The sequence below is a fragment of the Iningainema tapete BLCC-T55 genome (genome assembly GCF_014698965.1).
GTDB lineage: Bacteria > Cyanobacteriota > Cyanobacteriia > Cyanobacteriales > Nostocaceae > Iningainema > Iningainema tapete.
Map to the genome: position 1 here is coordinate 149,470 of NZ_JACXAE010000029.1, position 19,097 is coordinate 168,566.

A 19,097-nucleotide genomic window follows, 5' to 3' on the forward strand; every position below is an offset into this window, starting at 1 on the left:
CTTGGTATTAAAATAACTTTATAAGAACTTTACAAACTTGCCGAGCAGGAGACTTTTGCTGTGTTCTCTCAAAGCTTATTTCATCAGTGGTGGCAGTTGGGGCTAGCAAGTTTATTGGCTTTAGTTGGGGCGATTACAGGAGCCAACGAATCTGCCAAAGCCCAGATAGTACATGATAACAGCTTGGGTCAGGAAAGTTCTGTCGTCAGACCTTTTGCTCCTAACTCGCCTATTGACCGGATAGATGGTGGAGCAATTCGGGGTGACAATCTATTCCACAGTTTTGAGCAGTTCAACGTTAATGCCGGACGACAAGCCTTTTTTACGAATCCTCCTGGTATTAAGAATATTATTAGTCGGGTGACGGGGGGTAGCCGCTCCGAAATTCTCGGCACGCTCGGTGTCTTGGGTTCTGCTAACCTGTTTCTGATTAATTCCAATGGGATTATCTTTGGTCCGAATGCCCTCCTCAATATAAGAGGTTCTTTTGTAGCGACAACAGCTAATGCCATCGGGTTTGGCGACCGAGGCTTCTTCAGTACATCGGTTCCTGATTTTCCCCCACTCCTGACGGTCAATCCTTCAGCTTTGCTATTCAATCAAATTGCCAAGCCGATTACCAATCAATCTACAGCAGGTTTGCGACTTCCTGCTAATCAAAGTTTGTTGTTGGTGGGTGGTAATGTGAACTTGTCCGGGGGTTTATTGCGGACTCAAGGTGGTCGAGTAGAGTTGGGAGGATTGGCAGGAGCAGGAACGGTAGGGCTAAATGTGGATGGCAACAACCTGCGGCTCAATTTTCCCCAGACTGTGCAAAGAGCAGATGTATCCTTGACAAATGGTGCTACAGTTGATGTCAGTTTTGATCGAGGCAGCGGCGATATCCAAGTACTAGGTAGGCGTATCACACTTGCTGATGGTTCAAAGATTGTAGCTGATAATTTAGGATCGCAACCGGGAGGAACTTTAACCGTGTCTGCCTCCGAGTTAGTGGAAGTAACTGGAGGAAGCAGCTTGTCAGCTGAGAATGATGGTGTTGGGACTGGTGGAGATTTGACGATTGACACTGGGAAGTTGATGATCCGAGATGGGGCGCTTTTAGCAGCTGGTACTTTTGAGGGACTTGGGAGGAATGTGACTGTAAGAGCTTCTGACTCAGTAGAACTAAGTGGAACTTCAGTAGATGGTAAGCCTAGTGGCATATCAACTCAGAGTGATGGTTCCGGAAATGCCGGTTCGGTAAGGATTGAAACTGGGCGATTGATTGTTCAGGATGGGGCAGTAGTCTCAACTTCTACCGCAGGTTCGGGGCAAGGGGGTACGTTGGTTGTAACTGCCTCTGATTTCGTGCAACTGATTGGAACATCAACATCAGTAGATGATCCGATTCCTAGTGGTCTGTTTGCTTTGGCTCGAGGTTCCGGCAAACCTGGAGACTTGACGATCGCAACGAGGCAGTTAATTGTCCGGGATGGGGCAAGAGCTTCAACTTCCAATGTAGGCTCGGCTCAGTCGGGAGGGACGTTGAGTGTGAATGCTTCCGAGTCGGTGCAACTGATTGGAACATCGGCAAATAGTCAGGTCAGAAGCGGCTTGCTTGTTGGAACTACAGGTATCGGATCTGCAGGAGAATTAACAATTAACACTGGGAAATTGCAAGTCTCAGATGGAGCAATTGTGTCTGCCCGTACTGAACGCGAGGGACGAGGAGGAAGCGTAATGGTGAGAGCCTCTGACTCTGTAGAGGTTATTAGTATCTCCGCTAATGGTCAGCCCAGCCTTTTGACAACAGAAACCACAGGCGTGGGAGATGCCGGGAATTTGATGATTGACACTGAGCAGTTGACTATCAAAGATGGCGCACAAATAACTAGTAGCAGCACTGAACTGGGAAGGGCAGGTGATACTCAAGTACAAGCAAATTCTCTCAGTCTTGACCGGGGAAGTATTACTTCGCAAACTACATCGGGTAATGGGGGAGACATTACTATATCATTAAAAGACCTCTTACTAATGCGTGATGGTAGCCAAATATCCTCCACCGCAGGTACAGCACAGCAGCCAGGAGACGGCGGCAACATCAAAATTAACGCTCCTAATGGTTTTATTGTTGCTGTCCCTAGTGAAGATAGCGACATCACTGCTAATGCTTACACAGGTAAAGGCGGGAGTGTGGATATAGAAGCTGCTGGTATCTTTGGTATTCTACCTCGCCCAAATACAACTTCCCTAAGTGACATCACTGCTAGTTCAACGTTTGGCGTGGACGGTACTGTGGAACTCAACACACTCGAAATCGACCCCAGTAGTGGCTTAGTTAACTTGCCAACAATACCAATTGACACGGAGATTGCCCAAGGTTGCGACAGTCCCAATTATGCTCAAAGTAGTTTCGTCATCACTGGGCGCGGTGGCTTACCTACTGATCCCCGAGACATTCTAACTCCTGATGCCGTACAAGTTGATTGGGTATCGCTCAAACCTAGTAGGGAAAATAGCTTTAATCGAACTGTTACCAGCACAACCACCACACCAAAACGAATTGTCGAAGCTACTGGGTGGGTAGTAAACGAAAAAGGCGAAGTAATTCTCACAGCCGATTCTCCCACCGCTACGCCTCGCAGTCCTTGGCAAACCCTTGCTTATTGCTCTGTTCAGCATAAGTGAGCAGATCCCCCCAACCCCACTTACCAAGGGGGGCATCAAACCCTCCTTTTTAACGGGGGCGTGCGTGGGGATCAAGTCTTGGTAGGCAAACTAGCAATTTGTTGCGCCAACCAAGCTGCAACACGGGTGTTTGCCTCTTTGTTCATGCGCTCTAGAGCTTGGTTTAATAGAGAAATGGGTAAACCTTGGAGTACTACAGATTCAGTGCATTCAGTATACTTACCATCCTGTAACTGAAATGCAAACACTCGCTGACCGCGAACATCAATCACCCAATACTCAGAAATCCCCAAAGAAGCATAAATTTTTTTCTTCTCATCAAGATCTGTTGTCAATGTCGTGTCGGAAATTTCACCAACTAAATTAGGTGCTAGCCACTGGTGCAGATCGATCCGACGCGGTTCTCCTGGCTGCCAACGGGGGTAGTCTTCTCCCAAGTAAAGTACTAAATCGGGCGCACCAGCTTTTAAAGGGGACTTCTCTAATAAACAACGCCCTAAAGAACTGAAAACTTGTTCAGGTCTTTGAGTAGACCAAATAAAAAATAGCATTGTGAAGAGGTCACTAATACTAGCATGATTAATACCTTCTGCCCCCATATCTACCCAAAGCCAACCTTCGTCAAAAAATAGCCTTATTCTCTCAAGTTTTGGATCATCGCGCAAAGCTACGTAATCTTGCCAAGTAGCGGTTTGCCATTGACGTAGATTCGCGATCGCATATTGAATAACTTTAGCGGCTGAGGCAGACATAGCACAACACCAGCACCAATCCTAAATTTTAATTATACTTAATTTTATCTAGCAAAGAACCCCGGTTTCTCTAAGAAACCGGGGTTCTAATTTTTTACTTGCGCTTAGTGGTGAAAATAGTGGTAAACATCATGAGGAAGCCACCGAGAAGTATGATGATCGCAATTCCCCCTGTCAACAAGTCGAGCGAATTATTATCCATAGTTAAAAGTCTACCCCTTGCTTAAGCTCTACGCCATGATTAGCATAGTGTTTGTGGCAGTATACCTCAGAGTGAATGCTGGCTAAGTCGAAGTAGGTCGGTTGATTTTGGCAGCGACCTGTGATAATAACTTCAGTATCGCGAGGTTTACGTAGTAAAGCTTGGACAATTGGTTCAACGGGGAGTAGTTCTAGGTCAACGGTGGGATTAAGTTCATCAAGGATAATAGTTTTATACAATCCAGATGCGATCGCCGTCTTGGCAATTTCCCAACCTCGCTCGGCTTCCACATAGTCCAATTCTTGGCGAGAGTTACGCCAAACGATCGCATCTCGTCCACAGCGTTGGTGATCTACCACTTCTGGATATGACTGCTGCAAAGCGGCGATCGCTGCATCTTCCGTGTAGCCAGTGCCACCTTTTAGCCACTGCATAATCAACACACGAGTAGAACCTGGATGGTTAATTCCTCTACCAATTGCCTGCAAAGCTTTACCCAAAGCACTAGTAGATTTACCTTTACCTGCTCCTGTGTAAATTTCTATACCTTGTATCCCCTGTGCTACTGCTGCTGTGTGGTGATGGGGTTTCATTTCTGAGTGCAAGTCAGCAATATCTAGTAACTGTTGTGGTGCGGCACGCCCAGTAGTAATTATTTCTAATTCTTGGGGTTTAGATTGAAGTGTCTGCACCACCTGATCGACATTCAGTAAACCTAAATCGAGGACGGGGTTAATTTCATCTAACACTACTACTGAGTATAAACCACTGGCGATCGCACCTTTAGCCACGTCCCAACCTCGCGCTGCTTCAGTTTGATCGTAGGCAGTGATTTCTTGTGGGCCAAAAAATTCGGCTCTCCCAGTACGGACTTGATCGATCAGGTGTGGGAATCCCCGTTGTAAGGCAGCGATCGCCCCATCTTCATCGTAATCTCGTTCTGGACCTTTTAAAAACCGTAGTAGCAAGACGCGGTTAGAATAGTGCGGTGTATTGATTCCTAAGCCGATTGAACGTAAAACTACTCCCAAAGCCGCTTGCGATTTACCTTTTCCTGCCCCATCGTAGACATGAATTTGACCTCTGGGCCGTGAGGGGCGTATTTGTGCCGTGCGAATACCGATACCGTTCCTTGTCATTTTTCCAGAAGCTGTAACGTGGCAGTCTTTAATATTACTCAAGTTTTTGTATTATTGGGTAGGGATTATAGTAGTGAGAAAGGATGCGGGGTGCGCTCAGCGAAATATATGAAGAAAAGAAACAAGAACATACACTGAACCAAAAGATGGTAGAAGTTGTAGATACAAGCCCAGACGCCGTGCGAACACCATATGTCCTACCTGTAGGACTTCTGTGTAGGTGTGCGCAGGCTGTAAATTTAAAGTCAGAAGCTCGGCTATGAGCGCTCTGATTACAGCTATACTCTCATAGGTACACCTTTACGTTACTTGTTTATGTTTGAAATTCCCTCTCTTCCCAGAATTTTTCCCCTTGGGGCAATATTGTTTAATTTCTTATTTCTACTTGTTGCAATACCTGCAGAATCGTTTATCTTATATCAAAGGTTAAAATTTGATAAAAAGACTAGTATTTTTTATGGCATATCTATTAACCTTATTTCCAATGTAATTGGCTGGATTGTCTTTTTTATTATAAATCCAATCTTACCAGTAAGTTTGCAATCTGAATTAATTAGTTACATATTTTTTAATAGATTCCATTCAAATAACATACAGTCTCTTGTTGTTTTAACTGCTTTTATCACTTTCTTTACTACATTTATTGTCAAATACTTTCTTTTACGGTTTTTTATATTACTTTTGATGGAACCTGAAAAGCAAGAAGAATTGCCAACTAATACAGGACGTATCTCCAGAAGGACATATCGCTTTAAATTACAAAATACTAATTTAGTCACTACTGTATTAATAGCTAATTCTATTAGCTATACTTTAATCGTCTTTATTTTATTCCTACGTTCAGTAAACTTGTAATAAATATTAAGGAGGAAGATATGAATTTAATTTTAAAAGATCTGCTCAACGTATTCAAAATTGTTGAAGACGTTTATGAGCGGATTAGAAGACTATTAGTCCCACCCAGGGCTTATTCTTGGCAAACTTTAATTTACTTAAGTATTTTTTCTTGGATAATGTCGATTCTTTCTACTGGATATGTAAAAGATATAGTTTCATTTCTAGGCTGGTTATTTCTCATAGCCGGAACTTCTTGGTATACTACTGATAACCCTATACTCATCCCTGGTACTAATATGCCAATTGGAGCAGTGATTACTGGGTTTTTAGTAAGTACTCTGGCTTTTGGAAGAGAAAATGATGTAATTACACCCAGAACTATTGTTCTCTGGCCAACAATTTCAGCATTAATTGCTGCTAGCGCAGAGTTTGTTGAAGGAACAGGTACAGAGTCGAAAACTCAGGTTCCCAAGATAGACGAACGCCAGAAAATTATAGTTTTAATTGGCTGTTGTATGGTAATTAGTTGCTGGATAGGGTTTTACTTTGTGACTGATGATTGGTTAAATGAATATCCCAGCATACAAACTGATAACTTTCAGCGTAGTACATTTATCTTGAGAACAGATGATGTAGTGGTAGGACCAAGAAATGGTGTGGTAATTTTAGATAAAATCCAACCAGTAATAGAAGAACAAATATCTAAAAAACCTTGGTCGGAAGTAGAACAATGGTTATTTGACGCTAGACAAAGAGTAGCTAGAATAGGCAGAGAAGTCATAGCAAAAGAACTAGCACAATATGATGAAAGGTTTTTATGGCGAGTTGAACCACGCATATCAAATCCTAATCCTAAGAACAAAAATGAGTACAAACTAGATTTATTAAGTATATGGAGTGGTCCTAGTTCTAAACCAGGTGGGTATTATCTGACAAAATCTTGTCAGATCGATCCGATCGCAGTACCAAAAAACACAGACACTACTAGTACAGAACAAACAGTTATAGTAGCAGAAATTCAATGCGGTCCGATCGGAAAAGTCATTCAAGGAGCACCTCCACCCCAGCAGTAAAGTACAGACGCTCCGCCGGAGCGTCTGTACATCATTCCGATTTAATTATCATACTAGCCATGAATTTAGGTAGAATTTCCGTAATAGCCACAAATGTATTTCGCGAAGCAGTGCGCGATCGCATCCTTTACATTATTGGTTTTTATGCTTTAATACTAGCAGCAGCTATGCGCTTACTTCCCGAATTTGCCGCGACAACAGAACAAAAAATTTTTTTAGACTTTGGTTTAGCGGCAATGAGTGCAATCGGTTTAATTATTGCTGTTTTTGTTGGTACAGGATTAGTTAACAAAGAAATAGAAAAACGGACAATTTTGGTATTAATTGCCAAACCCGTTAGCCGTAGTGAATTTATCATCGGCATATATTCGGGCTTGTTAACGGTACTAGCCGTACTCATTGCGGCAATGACAGTGATTTATTTAGTATTTTTACAATTGGAAAAAATCGCTTATCCAACACAAAGTATTTTATTAGCAGCAATTTTCTTATTTTTGCAACTTTCCTTAGTTACTGCTGTGGCTATTACCTTGGGTGTTTTTACCAGTTCTCTGTTAGCGACAGCTTTAACCTTTGGGATTTACTTAATGGGGAATATTACTCAAGATTTACTACAACTTGGTCGTTTAGGTAGCAGTCCTGGGATTGAACGCCTGACTCAAGCTTTATATCTCATATTACCAGATTTATCAAGATTGGATCTGAAAAATCAGGCAGTATATGGTTTGGCGGCACTACCGGAAACAAATGCTTTATTGACTAATGCAGGCTATGGCTTAATATACATTGTCATGCTATTGGCGATCGCTATCCTAATTTTTTCACAACGTCAATTTTGAAATTTGTAGAGACGTTCCGCCAGCAATCTGTAGAGACGTTCCGCCGGAACGTCTCTACAGAGATTCGGGGTTAAAAAAATGCTATTTGTGGATAGTGAATTGTTCCATCGGGCATGATTGTATCCCACTGAAGAGTATAAGTGAGTTTTGACGAACATAGGTTTGCTTCACTCAAGTTAGACGAAGTTAAGTTTGTCCAAGTTAAGTCCGTACTAGTTAAATTTGCCTGATATAAATTAGCTTCTACTAGCGTTGCGCCACAAAGCCTTGCCCCTGTGAGATTCGCTCTGACTAAATTCGCTTCAATTAATGTCGCTTCAATTAATGTCGCTTCACTTAAATCAGCCTCGCTTAAGTCAGCATTACATAAAGAAGCTCCCCATAAGTCACTTCTATTTAATTTTACTCGCCACAAAAAAGCTCCACATAAATTTGCACCTTTTAAATTAGCTTCACTTAAATTAGCTTCACATAAAGAAGCTTCATATAATTTAGCTGATTGTATAGAAGCTCCCATTAAGTTTGCTCCGCTTAGGTTTGCACCACATAGGATAGCTCCATTCAGATTTGCACCGCGTAAATCTGTTTCGATTAAATTTATTCCACTTAAATCAACTGCTCTCAAATCTATTCCACTTAAGTCACATCCACTCAAGTCTCTTCTTTGAAGACATTCATCAATGATTTGACGTGAAATTAAATCTTTGTCAGTATAATTTCTCATGGTCTTTACCTCTAATTTGGAATTGTCAAAAAATCTTGATAATATTACGCCTTGACTTATGTAAGGGCTAATAGCTCAAGTCCGTTTTAACGGACTTAGAGAGGTACTTAGTCAGATGTCTTCTGACTTGAGCTTTCAGCCAAGAAATAAATTTCTTGGCTGACAAAAATTATGGTGCAATATCTGGGGATGTATTTTAGAGTCATAATCTGCCCAAGGATAATTTTTAATACGTATTTAGGTAAATGAAAATCTGTATTTAGAAGTATTTTATCCAAAATAAAAACTGGCAAAATTACAAATATTACTTATATATAGCTATCCAATGACTCAAATTTGGTTGTGGATTGGTGTCATCAGCATGACACTGGGTTGTCTTTTTTTTGGGTTAGGCGCAAATGCTTAGATGATTGCTACTGGCTTTGTCGCCACAATTTCACCTAAAACTATTAGTTATATTTGGTACATTTTTAGTTGCGGTGCTTACGTAGCTATTTTTTACTTATTGGCACCCTACTGTCAAGAAGCGGAAAGAAAACATCCCACATCCAAACAAGCATTCCGCAAGTTAGTAACTGTGCATCTAATACTGTGGACACTCTACCCAATTGTATGGATTCTTAGTCCAGAAGGGATCAATGTCTTTGGTCAAAGTGGAGAGGCAATGTCTTATACCCTACTAGATATTGCTTCAAAAGTAGGTTTCGGGCTTTTGTCTTTGAACACCCTACATACACTAGAGACTTCCAAAGAACCCATCAACGAACCACACGCATCTTATATATAAAATTCCCACTCCCTTTCTCCCCTACTCCCCTACTCCCTGATTTTTGCAATCAACTTGATATAATTTTTGGTATAATATCAGGTAAAATTATTTTTTCATAATTGTTGACAAAGTAATCTTACGTAGAGGCAATACTTAGTAAAGATTGTTTGATGAGCCAATCAGTACTGGAGAGTTTATACGTAATTCAACCACACTGCTTATATGTAAGTAGTGTGGCTAAAAGCAGTGACACGCAATTATCTGGGAACTAAAGAATACTAAGAAAATCTCAAAATTACTGTGTTAAATACAAATATATGCTTCTGAACTGGAACCTTTGGCATATTTAAAGCAATCAGGTATGTTGGGTGCGATCGCCAAAAAGTAATCAGAAAAACCCGCCTCCTCATCAGGGGTGGGAGTACATCAATCAAATTTATACACTTTGCGTCAACCAAATGAATGCGGAAGAATATTTCGACCAGGCATTGAGTAAAAGTTTACAACAAGATTATCAAGGGGCGGTAGCAGATTACAACCAGGTACTCAAGCTAAATCCTAACTGTGCTGAAGCTTACTATAACCGAGGTTGTATTCAAAGCAGTTTAAAAAATTACTATGCGGCTATTGGCGACTTTAATCAATCAGTACAACTCAACCCTAATTTTGCTGAAGCTTACTGTAATAGAGGTAATAATAGATACTATTTAGAAGATTATACAGGAGCGATCGCCGACCACAACTTAGCATTACAAATCAATCCTCAACTAGCTGTATCCTATCAAAGTCGGGGGATTGCTCACTTTGCACTGGGCAAATATCATAAAGCGATTGAAGATTATCAACAAGCAATCAAAATTGCTCCAGATTTGGCTACCCACATCAATTCAGATTTAGCTCATGCTTATCATCATCGCGGCTTGGCTCGGTATGAGCAAGGGGATCATCAAGGCGCAATTAAAGACTTCAACTCAGCTTTAGAACTTGAACCCACCTTTGCCGCAGTGTACAGCAATCGGGGAAATGTTCTCTATACTTTGGGAGACTACAAGGGGGCGATCGCCGATCACGACCAAGCGTTGCAACTAGATCCCCAACTTGCCATCGCCTATTATAACAGAGGAAATGTCCGTTACGCTTTGGGTAATCATTCGGGAGCAATTGAAGATTACAACCGAACAGTAGAAATTAACCCATCGTTTGCACTAGGTTATTATAATCGGGGTCTTGTCCGCTATCACCTCAAGGATAATACAGTCGCAATTCAAGATTTTAGTCAAGCAATCAAGCTTAACCCTCAAGACGTACAAGCGTACTATAGAAGAGGTTTTTTGCGTGCTGATTTGGGAGACTATCAAGGCGCAATCGAAGATTTTAACTGCGCATTGCAGCAAAATCCGGAACTGGCTTTAGTTTATGGTTTTCGCGCTCATGCTCATCGTCGTTTGGGAGACTATCAAGGCGCAATTGCCGATTACACTCAAGCATTAGAGATTAATCCTAATTTAGCTGAAGCATACTATGGAAGAGCAATTGTCCGCGATGCCCTCAAAGATTTCAAAGGCGCGATTGACGATAACACTGAAGCAATTAAGATAGCACCAAACTTTCCCGATGCATACTGCAACCGAGGTAATGCTCGTCGTTGTTTGGGAGACGAAAAAGGTGCAATGGCAGATTATACTCAAGCAATAAAACTTAATCCCAATCTGATGGAGGCATATTATAATCGAGGTTCTATCCGCTATGCCAGACAAGATTACCTGGGAGCGGTAGAAGATTACACCCAAGCTCTGCGCATTGATCCTAAATCAGCAGCAATTTATAGTGAGCGCGGTAATGCTCGTTACGCCCTTCAAGACTATCAAGGAGCAAGCGAAGATTACAATCGTGCCATTGCGATCGCACCCAGCTTTTGTGAAGATTGGTATAATCGAGGTCGTAGCCGCTCTTTAGTGGGAGACTTACAAGGAGCGCTGGCTGACTTGAATCAAGCCTTACGACTTAAACCGCATTGGGCTTCTGCTTACATTATCCGAGCTGACATCCGGCGTAATCTTGACGACTATCAAGGCGCAATTGAGGATTTTCAGAAATCTGCTGACATTTATCAGCTCGAAGGGAAACAAGAGTATTATCGGCAAGTTCTCGATTTGATTAAACAACTTCAGCATTAATTTAGACATAGTAGAGACGTTCCGGTGGAACGTCTCTACAGTGATTAGATAAACATTATTAAGTTTTTCTTAAATATATGAATACTTTATAAGTTGTCTGCTATATTCTCAGGCTATTTTGCCTATAATTAGGGTGTGTCTTCTCATTGTCTAAGCTAGGGGCAATATTGACGCCCATTAGAGCAGGCGAGTAAGATACTTAAAAACGCAATCTGGAAACGCGAGCCAGTCCAAAGCGAACGCTATCAAACCGTTTGCGTATTGCCTCGTTTGTTCTCTAAAAAGAGACTATGAATGCAAACAAATCTTCGGGAGAAGAAATGAAACTGGCACATGCATTTGTGAGCAAGCAAAACAAGCATGACGACAAACCTCCTCTAATTTTAGCAGTTGAAGACAACGATGATAATTTACAACTGATGAGTTATGCCCTTGAAGCTCTCGGCTGTAAATTAATTTGTCAAAACGACAGTTCTACAACATCACTAGTGGCTAAAGAGTATCAGCCAGACTTAATCCTTCTGGATATTTTATTACCAAGTTTAAGTGGGCTAGATGTTGTAAATCAACTTAAACAAGAACCACAAACACGTAACATTCCAGCGATCGCAGTTACAGCTTTAGCTAGTAGTGAGGATAAACAAAGAATTCTGAAAGCCGGCTTTGACGATTACATTAGTAAGCCCTACATGATCGAAGATTTGGAGAGTATGGTTTGTCGTTACCTTTGCAAAAAACTTTATTCTCTGTCAGCTTAGTTCTAAGTTTTTCTTAGGGAGATTTTTCTGGGTTTGTTTTACTGGAAGAATTCTTTTTATTTCCTTTATTACTGGAAGTAGAATTACGAAGTGTAGGCGTATTGGTCAAAAGAGCAATAATTCCAGTACGACCTGTATTGATTGTGGCATCGCTTAATAGATCAATTACAGGAACATTTAGAGTCTCCTCGATCAAAGCCTTTATTTGCGGCTGAATGGCGTTATCTAAATCTGAGTGTACTTGCTCAGCTAATTCTAACCTACCCGTTTGAGCAAGTAGCAACTCTGGTTGAGTAATAGAATCTTCAAGTACAAATACTACATTTTGCTCTGACAACTGGCAAGTTACCTTACTAGGTTGATGCCCAAGTTGATCTCGATATAAAGCTTGAACACGCTGTGCTAAAGTTCTTTCTACTTGCCCACGAGTTGGAGTTTGTGCCGTCATTGCTTAATTTATGAATAGTTTGTAATGGTTCAAAACCATTATTTAAAAGTTTAAGATTAGGTGATGAATGATTATTTATATAGTAGAGGTAAGCATTAGTCAATTTCACCATCCCAACGTAGTATTTTATGTAAGACAAGTTAACCTCTGGGCATAAGTTAACTTAGTCATGAAAATTAAATACCTTTGAGGCGCACTGTAAATATACTGCCCTTACCTAACTCAGAGGAAACTTCTATCGTTCCGCCGTGTGTCTCAACAAGGCGACGGGACAAATGCAATCCTAAACCACTACCTGCGCGTTTATTTTTGCCTTGACGAAATCGCTCAAACAAGTAAGGCAGATCTTCTGGAGCAATACCATATCCTGTATCTTTTACTTCAATTGTTACCCAATGATCTGATTCAAAAAGGCGAATATTCACACCGCCTATATCTGTAAACTTAATCGCATTTCCCAGTAAATTGCTGACAACTCGTCGTAATTCTAACCGATCGCCCATTACTATACCAGCATTTTTACCACGTTGATCTAAGTCACTGACATCTACATCTATAGTTAAGCCTTTTTCAATCGCGAGAGGATTTAGTTCTTGAACTACCTCTTCGACTATTTCCCTGAGCGAACAATTTTCAAATTGCAAAGTTTTTTTACCTGCTTCAAAGCGATACACTTCGAGGAGGTTATTTACCATTGCCATTAAATTGTGGTTACTACGTAACATGGCAGCAATCGCCTGTTTCATTTCTGGCGATATTTCGCAGAAAGCTTCTTGTTGAAACAAATTGAGCATTCGATCTGCTGCTACTAAGGGGGTACGCAAATCATGAGTTAGACGCGAAACAAAATCTTCCCGCTGACGTGCCATTTTTCGTTGTTCGTCTATACTATGCTTGAGACGCAACAGCGATCGCACTCTTGCCATCAGCTCGTCTTGATCGTATGGTTTGCGGATAAAGTCATCTGCTCCCGCGTCCAAACCTTGCACTACACTGGTTTCATGAAAAGCTGTCAACAATAGAATTGGAATATAAGGTATTTCTGGGTTACTACGGATGCGACGTGTTACTTCATAGCCATCCATTCCTGGCATCATCACATCTAGCATAATTAGATCGGGCGCAGAAGAAGCAATTCGAGACAGCCCTGTTATTCCATCAGCTACTAATTCTACTTCATATCCTTCTACTTCCAGAATTGTCTGAAGCAAGATGAGATTATCTGGGGTGTCGTCGATGGCGAGAATACGTTCTACTTTATCTGTCTGCGCGGATAACATAACTTACTATAGAATAATTTATACTTTTTTACTCGTGATCTTACTATCTTCCCTCTTCTCGTATCTGTTGTTGAGTCAACTGACGAGCTTGGTACTGCTTTATATTTTTTACCGAATCACTATGATTGGTTACTTCTTGTTTGTCAAGCCGAGAAGATGATATTTGGCGTGGCAGTTGTATTTGAAAAATTGAGCCTTCATTCAACTTACTTTCTACAATAATTTTGCCAGACATCATTTGTACTAGTGCTTTCACGACTGGTAAACCTAATCCAGTACCCGGATATTTACGGGTGGTGCTTTGATCTACTTGCCGGAAGGCTTCAAAAATACTTTTGATATCCTTGGGAGCGATGCCAATTCCGGTATCCTTAACAGCGATCGCCAACTTATTTCCGGGCAGTTCCTTAACCTCAACTTCCACATTACCACAGTCTGTAAACTTGATGGCATTAGAAAGCAGGTTGATCAGCATCTGTTGCACACGAGTAGGATCGTTAAACACTATAGGGTTAGGCAGTTCAGTTTTTAACATCAATGTTAAATTTTTTTCTTCTGCCAAGGGGCGCATTTCTTGCACTACACCATCTATCACCTTGACTAAATCAAATATTTCTGGCTTAATGTCTAACTTTCCTGCCTCTAGCCGAGAAAAATCCAAAATTTCATTAATCAGTATGAGCAAATTTTTGCCATTTTTCAATATTCGCTCTAACATGTCTATTTGCTGACGTGAAAGCTCTCCACACTTTAGACGTAGCAAAAGCTGTGAGAAACCAATTATAGCATTCATTGGAGTTCGCAGTTCATGAGAGATTGTTGTCAAGAACTGCGATTTTACTCGTGATGCTTCTATTAATTTCAGGTTTTGCAGTTCAATTTGTTGTCTTTGTACCTCTATTTCTTGGTTTTGGCGAATGATTATCTCTTGGGTTTCTCTTAACTGTTGATTTACTTCGACTAATTGCTTTTGTGTTTGGGATAACCGAACTGCACTGCGTAAAACTTGTGCTATTACTTCTGCAGATATTCTAGATTTTAAAATGTAGTCTGTTGCGCCTGCTTTGATAATTTCTACAGCTATTTGTTCATTTACGCTTTCAACTAAAATTATTACAGGAACAGTAGTTGATTGTGATTGCAATTTATTAATTAAATTTAAGCTTTCTTGAGCTAGGAAGTGATAATTGAGGAAGATACAGTCGAAAGAAGTTTCATTACTAGCAGCGATCGCACTATTACTATTTACAGCTTCTGACAATTCTATTTTAATACCTGTCTTTAACAAGGTATGTCGTAATACCTCTCTGTCTACTTCGTCATCATCTATTACTAAAATTTCCAGCTTTTGTTCCATTTTATTTCTGACTTCGCTATCATATCCTCTTTTTTATAAGTAGGTAAGCAAAAATATATACAACTGTGTCAATTCTGCTAAATAAGTCGGAAACCAATACTAATGAAAACGGATAAAATATGAACCTAATTAGTTAACTTTATTTGTATTAACCTACTTGTGTCATTGTTGGCTCTATATTACGTACAAAAGCACTTCTGTTTCTTTTTTATTTATTGAATAATTTTAAATGTTAAATCACAGAAAGTTCTGTGAAATTAAAGACCAAATAATATCTTTTTCGAGTAAATGTTTATGTTTAATTTAATATTTATTTTTTGTCATCCTCCTTTAGTATTAGATTATTCAAGATTGTCACTATTACTAGCGATTTAATTCAACCTGCATCCCTTGTTCGATTACACAACTTAAATACCGTCTTCAGGATGATAAGTGATCGCTTTCAATCATGATTGAATAATTAGCAAACAGCATACTATTTTGCTGAAGAATCCTGAGTTGAGCCTGATTTTGGCAAAAAACCTAACCAGGTCAAATGTAATTGTAAAGTAGTAGCTCAAAAACTGTCTTCACCCATTGGTCTGACATATACGCCCCGAAAAGCCTACCAATAGATAGTGCTGTAGGAGTCAGGAGTTAGGAAACAGAATGAGTAAATTTACTGGGTTGAGTAATTTTTAGGCATGATTGAAACATGTTCTTCATCACTTGGTTGCTAAATTTTATTAAGAATATAAATATATAGATAAAATGAGAATAAGCTAATGTGCTAACAAATTGCCAAATTCTACAGCCGCGATCGCGATTGTCTTGCTCTGTCAAAGGTCAATAGTTAACATAAGTAACAACTTATTACCATTTATAAAGTGAACCTATATCTCCAGCAAGATTTTGGCATACATAATAAGACAAAAGAAACATAAACCCTTATCTCTATCGGTGGATGCAAATTTGTCAAAATATCATCTATCTTAGGTTTTGGAAAATAAAAAAAACAGTTAGCGTACAGGTCGGCTTCCGACAGATGCAATTCATACACAGAGAGAGTAAAGATGAGCGAAATCAGTATTGTTTTAATTGAAGATCATGACCTGACAAGGATGGGGCTAAAAGCAGCATTACAGTCACACAGCGCACTACAAGTTGTAGGGGAAGCAGCAAATGCTACCAAGGGATTAAAGTTGCTCGAAACAGCAAAGCCAGATGTAGCTGTTGTGGACATAGGCTTACCAGACATGGATGGGATAGAACTGACACGGAAATTTAGGCAGTTTCAAGCAGAAACAGGAGAAAATAATACAAAAATTCTCGTACTGACGATGGATCATACAGAGGATGCAGTACTAGCAGCATTTGCAGCAGGGGCAGACTCTTACTACATGAAGGATACCAGTATAGATAAGTTGACAGAAGCAATCCAAGCAACTCATACTGGTAACTCATGGATCGATCCGGCGATCGCTAACGTAGTTTTACAGCAAATGCGGCAAGGGTTGCCCATGGATCAGCAATCTGACAAACCCAAAACCGTGAAAATTGAAGCATTGCCCTCTGAATACGAGCAAGTTTTAGAAACCTACCCACTCACACAACGAGAACTCGAAATTCTAGAGTTAATTGTCGCAGGTTGTAGCAACGGGCAGATTGCGGAAAAACTTTATATCACAGTTGGTACAGTCAAAACCCACGTTCGCAATATCCTGAACAAACTCTGTGCTGATGATCGTACTCAAGCTGCTGTACGTGCTCTTCGTTCTGGATTAGTAGCATGAAAAAGTAGCCTGAATTTTATCCGCTCATCAACCATTCTCTCTCAAAAAGTGATGCTACATTAATCAAATTGTTTCCAGTTTCATGCAACTCATCTTCGTAGTAAACTGGAAACAATTAATTATAGCTAAAAGAGCGATCGTGTCCGACGACGAACCTCCGCACCACGAGCATCTACTCTCCAGCTACGCAGCGGGATGGGATAGCTTACACCTCATCTATGAACTAGAACCCGCTGATGAAATGCCGTCCATGCAATTAAGTCAGCACTTGATCGTCATCACACTTGACGATTGTTGTGTTAGCTATATGCTAAACGGGCGTTGGCAACATGTAGATTACACCAAGGGTGATGTTGGAATTTTCCCAGCGAGTCAACCCTTTCCCAAAGCACAAGTTGACAGAGAAGTTCCCCTGATCGATCTTTTTGTTGAGCCGACAACTCTTACTCGTGCCACTGATGCTGTAAATGCACAAATTGAACTTGTACCTCAGTTAAAAGTACACGATCCATTAATCCAGCACATGGGATTGGCACTAAAATCTGAGTTAGAAGTAGCAGGAGCAGACAGTCGTTTTTATGCCGAATCAATGGCAACTGCCCTTTCGATGCATCTAATTAGAAGATATTGTTCACGCTCACAGGGAATTCAGAATTATATAGGTGGATTGCCCAAGCATAAACTGAGGAAAGTAATCACTTATATTAACGAGCATTTAGACCAAAATTTAAACTTAGCTGAACTTGCTTTTTTAGTCCAAATAAGTCCTCATTATTTTGCCAGTTTATTTAAACAATCTACAGGACTATCACCTCATCAATATGTGAATAAATGCCGGATAGAAAAAGCAAAGCAGCTATTAGTTAGCCAGGATTTAACACTTGTAGAAATTTGCCATCAAGTTGGGTTTCAAAATCAAAGTCATTTCACCAGAGTGTTTCGCCAATACACCTCAATGACACCCAAAGTATACAGGGACATGCTGTTTTAATGTTAGACTAAAAGCATTATAGCTAGTTTCGCGAGCGAGGTCAAAATGAACGCTGAGTTTCAAAAGGTGTTTGAATTAGCCCTTTCAGAAAAGATACAACTTGTCGAGGATTTGTGGGATAGCATTGCCTCTGCTCCCGAACAGATTCCTGTACTAGAGTGGCAAAAAGAAGAACTTGCCAGAAGGAAAGCTGCCTACTTGCAGAATCCAGACTCAGGAAGTTCATGGGAAGAAGCTAAAGAACGAATTCGCAATCAAAGACAAAATGCTTAGAGATCTGATTATTTTACCAAAAGCAGAACAGGATGCTGCTGAAGCTTATACATGGTATGAAGAGCAGGAACCTGGCTTGGGTGAAGATTTTCTTCGTTGTGTTGATGCTTGTATCCAACTCATTAGGCGAAATCCACAGATGTATCGGTTAGTTCACGAGAACTATCGAAGGGCTGTAGTTCGACGCTTTCCCTACGTTGTTTTCTACGAGTATTTGGATAATACAATTATTGTCTACTCTGTTTTTCACAGTTCTCAAGATCCAAATAAATGGCGTAATCAGTTGCCATGACATAATACTTCGTTACAGTGAACGGACAAAAGTCCCTGTGCGGCAAGGAGATACTGATTTGCTAATTTGAACTTGTTGGAAGATTAGGACATTTTTCGGAAGAATAGGCAAGACAAAGTAGAGAGCGATCGCTAAACTTAGTAACAATCAGCAATATCTTAGTTACGCTTTCTATTTTTCATTTGATTCTCCGAAAGCTTCGTTAATTAGCATCCAAATGTTCTAATGAACCAAAATATTATTCCGATCTCAACTCTCTTTATTGGGCTTAACGGTTTCATTGCCTTTGTGCTTTCCTACATTGCCGCAACAGAACGAGTAAGAACAAGGATTTGGCATGGTGAGTCAAAAGAAGATGTCACGATGCAACCAGACCCCCTTGATAACCCAAGTGCCTGGGCAGCCATAGTTGAAAGCTGGACTAAAAAATTTCTACCACACGAAGCTAATGATGATGGTATTTTACAGCGCAAAGTCCGCGCTCATGGGAATTTTGCAGAATATGTGCCACTCGGATTGCTGTTAATTATAGCACTTGAGTTAATGCATTCGCCGACAAGGCTAGTTTGGCTTTTAGGAAGCACATTTACAGTAGCCCGAATTGCTCATGCATATGGTTTAATCAAGACATATGGACCTTCTGTTGGTCGTGCTAGTGGCTTTTTTCTCACCTGGTTTGTCTACGTAGTTGGGGCAAGTGCCTGTGTCTATTACGGCTTAAAAGCTATGTAAATATAGTAGTGATGA

Annotated in this window: 18 protein-coding genes; 12 read left to right on the plus strand and 6 right to left on the minus strand. The window is 40.4% G+C overall.

The window, feature by feature from the left end; genetic code table 11:
* The first annotated feature begins 60 nt into the window (after window positions 1–60).
* A complete protein-coding gene (locus tag ICL16_RS07375) occupies window positions 61–2,667 on the plus strand; it encodes a two-partner secretion domain-containing protein (protein WP_190826205.1) in 2,607 nt (868 codons plus the stop codon).
* Between the two features lie 71 nt (window positions 2,668–2,738).
* Here the strand turns inward: ICL16_RS07375 and ICL16_RS07380 are convergent, their stop codons facing one another.
* Complete coding sequence (locus ICL16_RS07380; RefSeq protein ID WP_190826206.1) at window positions 2,739–3,419, minus strand: Uma2 family endonuclease; 681 nt, start codon at window positions 3,417–3,419, stop codon at window positions 2,739–2,741.
* A gap of 204 nt (window positions 3,420–3,623) precedes the next feature.
* Window positions 3,624–4,760, minus strand: coding sequence for a cob(I)yrinic acid a,c-diamide adenosyltransferase (locus ICL16_RS07385; RefSeq protein WP_190826207.1), 1,137 nt, complete (start codon window positions 4,758–4,760; stop codon window positions 3,624–3,626).
* A gap of 315 nt (window positions 4,761–5,075) precedes the next feature.
* On the opposite strand from ICL16_RS07385, the gene fraC reads away from it, so the two are divergent.
* From fraC to ICL16_RS07395, 3 genes are read left to right on the plus strand one after another with little or no spacing between them, the layout of a single operon-like run.
* Window positions 5,076–5,615: a filament integrity protein FraC gene (fraC, locus tag ICL16_RS45390; RefSeq protein WP_238360639.1), complete on the plus strand. Its 540-nt coding sequence runs from the start codon at window positions 5,076–5,078 to the stop codon at window positions 5,613–5,615.
* 20 nt (window positions 5,616–5,635) lie between these two features.
* Window positions 5,636–6,670, plus strand: a complete 1,035-nt coding sequence (gene fraD / locus ICL16_RS07390) for a septal junction protein FraD (protein ID WP_190826208.1) — start codon at window positions 5,636–5,638, stop codon at window positions 6,668–6,670.
* A gap of 59 nt (window positions 6,671–6,729) precedes the next feature.
* Window positions 6,730–7,509, plus strand: coding sequence for an ABC transporter permease (locus ICL16_RS07395; RefSeq protein WP_190826209.1), 780 nt, complete (start codon window positions 6,730–6,732; stop codon window positions 7,507–7,509).
* Between the two features lie 70 nt (window positions 7,510–7,579).
* On the opposite strand, the gene ICL16_RS07400 is transcribed toward ICL16_RS07395, so the two are convergent.
* Window positions 7,580–8,233, minus strand: a complete 654-nt coding sequence (locus ICL16_RS07400; RefSeq protein ID WP_190826210.1) for a pentapeptide repeat-containing protein — start codon at window positions 8,231–8,233, stop codon at window positions 7,580–7,582.
* Window positions 8,234–8,639: 406 nt separating this feature from the next.
* Here ICL16_RS07400 and ICL16_RS07405 point away from each other — a divergent pair, with 406 nt between their 5' ends.
* From ICL16_RS07405 to ICL16_RS07415, 3 genes are all read left to right on the plus strand, one after another.
* A complete protein-coding gene (locus ICL16_RS07405; protein ID WP_202895442.1) occupies window positions 8,640–9,020 on the plus strand; it encodes a bacteriorhodopsin in 381 nt (126 codons plus the stop codon).
* Between the two features lie 440 nt (window positions 9,021–9,460).
* Window positions 9,461–11,179 (plus strand): tetratricopeptide repeat protein, encoded by a 1,719-nt coding sequence (locus ICL16_RS07410; RefSeq protein WP_190826241.1) that lies wholly within the window; start codon window positions 9,461–9,463, stop codon window positions 11,177–11,179.
* A 320-nt stretch (window positions 11,180–11,499) separates the two neighbouring features.
* On the plus strand, window positions 11,500–11,937 hold the full coding sequence (locus tag ICL16_RS07415; protein WP_190826242.1) for a response regulator: 438 nt from the start codon (window positions 11,500–11,502) through the stop codon (window positions 11,935–11,937).
* 13 nt (window positions 11,938–11,950) lie between these two features.
* On the opposite strand, the gene ICL16_RS07420 is transcribed toward ICL16_RS07415, so the two are convergent.
* The 3 genes from ICL16_RS07420 to ICL16_RS07430 all read right to left on the minus strand — a co-directional run bounded on the left by ICL16_RS07420 (window position 11,951) and on the right by ICL16_RS07430 (window position 15,022).
* Complete coding sequence (locus tag ICL16_RS07420) at window positions 11,951–12,385, minus strand: Na-translocating system protein MpsC family protein (RefSeq protein WP_190826211.1); 435 nt, start codon at window positions 12,383–12,385, stop codon at window positions 11,951–11,953.
* Between the two features lie 176 nt (window positions 12,386–12,561).
* Window positions 12,562–13,665 carry a sensor histidine kinase gene (locus tag ICL16_RS07425; RefSeq protein WP_190826212.1) on the minus strand — a complete coding sequence of 368 codons (1,104 nt, stop codon included), beginning with the start codon at window positions 13,663–13,665 and terminating at the stop codon, window positions 12,562–12,564.
* Window positions 13,666–13,708: 43 nt separating this feature from the next.
* The gene (locus ICL16_RS07430) at window positions 13,709–15,022 is read right to left on the minus strand and encodes an ATP-binding response regulator (protein WP_190826213.1); all 1,314 of its coding nucleotides are present in this window, start codon (window positions 15,020–15,022) and stop codon (window positions 13,709–13,711) included.
* Window positions 15,023–16,074: 1,052 nt separating this feature from the next.
* Between ICL16_RS07430 and ICL16_RS07435 the strand changes: the two genes are divergently transcribed.
* The 5 genes from ICL16_RS07435 (at window position 16,075) to ICL16_RS07455 (ending at window position 19,082) form a co-directional block, all read left to right on the plus strand.
* Window positions 16,075–16,794, plus strand: coding sequence for a response regulator (locus tag ICL16_RS07435; protein ID WP_190826214.1), 720 nt, complete (start codon window positions 16,075–16,077; stop codon window positions 16,792–16,794).
* Window positions 16,795–16,876: 82 nt separating this feature from the next.
* Window positions 16,877–17,785 (plus strand): helix-turn-helix domain-containing protein, encoded by a 909-nt coding sequence (locus tag ICL16_RS07440; protein WP_190826215.1) that lies wholly within the window; start codon window positions 16,877–16,879, stop codon window positions 17,783–17,785.
* A 45-nt stretch (window positions 17,786–17,830) separates the two neighbouring features.
* Window positions 17,831–18,058 carry an addiction module protein gene (locus ICL16_RS07445; protein ID WP_190826216.1) on the plus strand — a complete coding sequence of 76 codons (228 nt, stop codon included), beginning with the start codon at window positions 17,831–17,833 and terminating at the stop codon, window positions 18,056–18,058.
* Window positions 18,051–18,350: a type II toxin-antitoxin system RelE/ParE family toxin gene (locus ICL16_RS07450; RefSeq protein ID WP_190826217.1), complete on the plus strand. Its 300-nt coding sequence runs from the start codon at window positions 18,051–18,053 to the stop codon at window positions 18,348–18,350. Before ICL16_RS07445 ends, ICL16_RS07450 begins: the two co-directional genes overlap by 8 nt.
* 225 nt (window positions 18,351–18,575) lie before the next feature.
* Window positions 18,576–19,082: an MAPEG family protein gene (locus ICL16_RS07455; RefSeq protein ID WP_190826218.1), complete on the plus strand. Its 507-nt coding sequence runs from the start codon at window positions 18,576–18,578 to the stop codon at window positions 19,080–19,082.
* The last annotated feature ends 15 nt before the right edge of the window (window positions 19,083–19,097 follow it).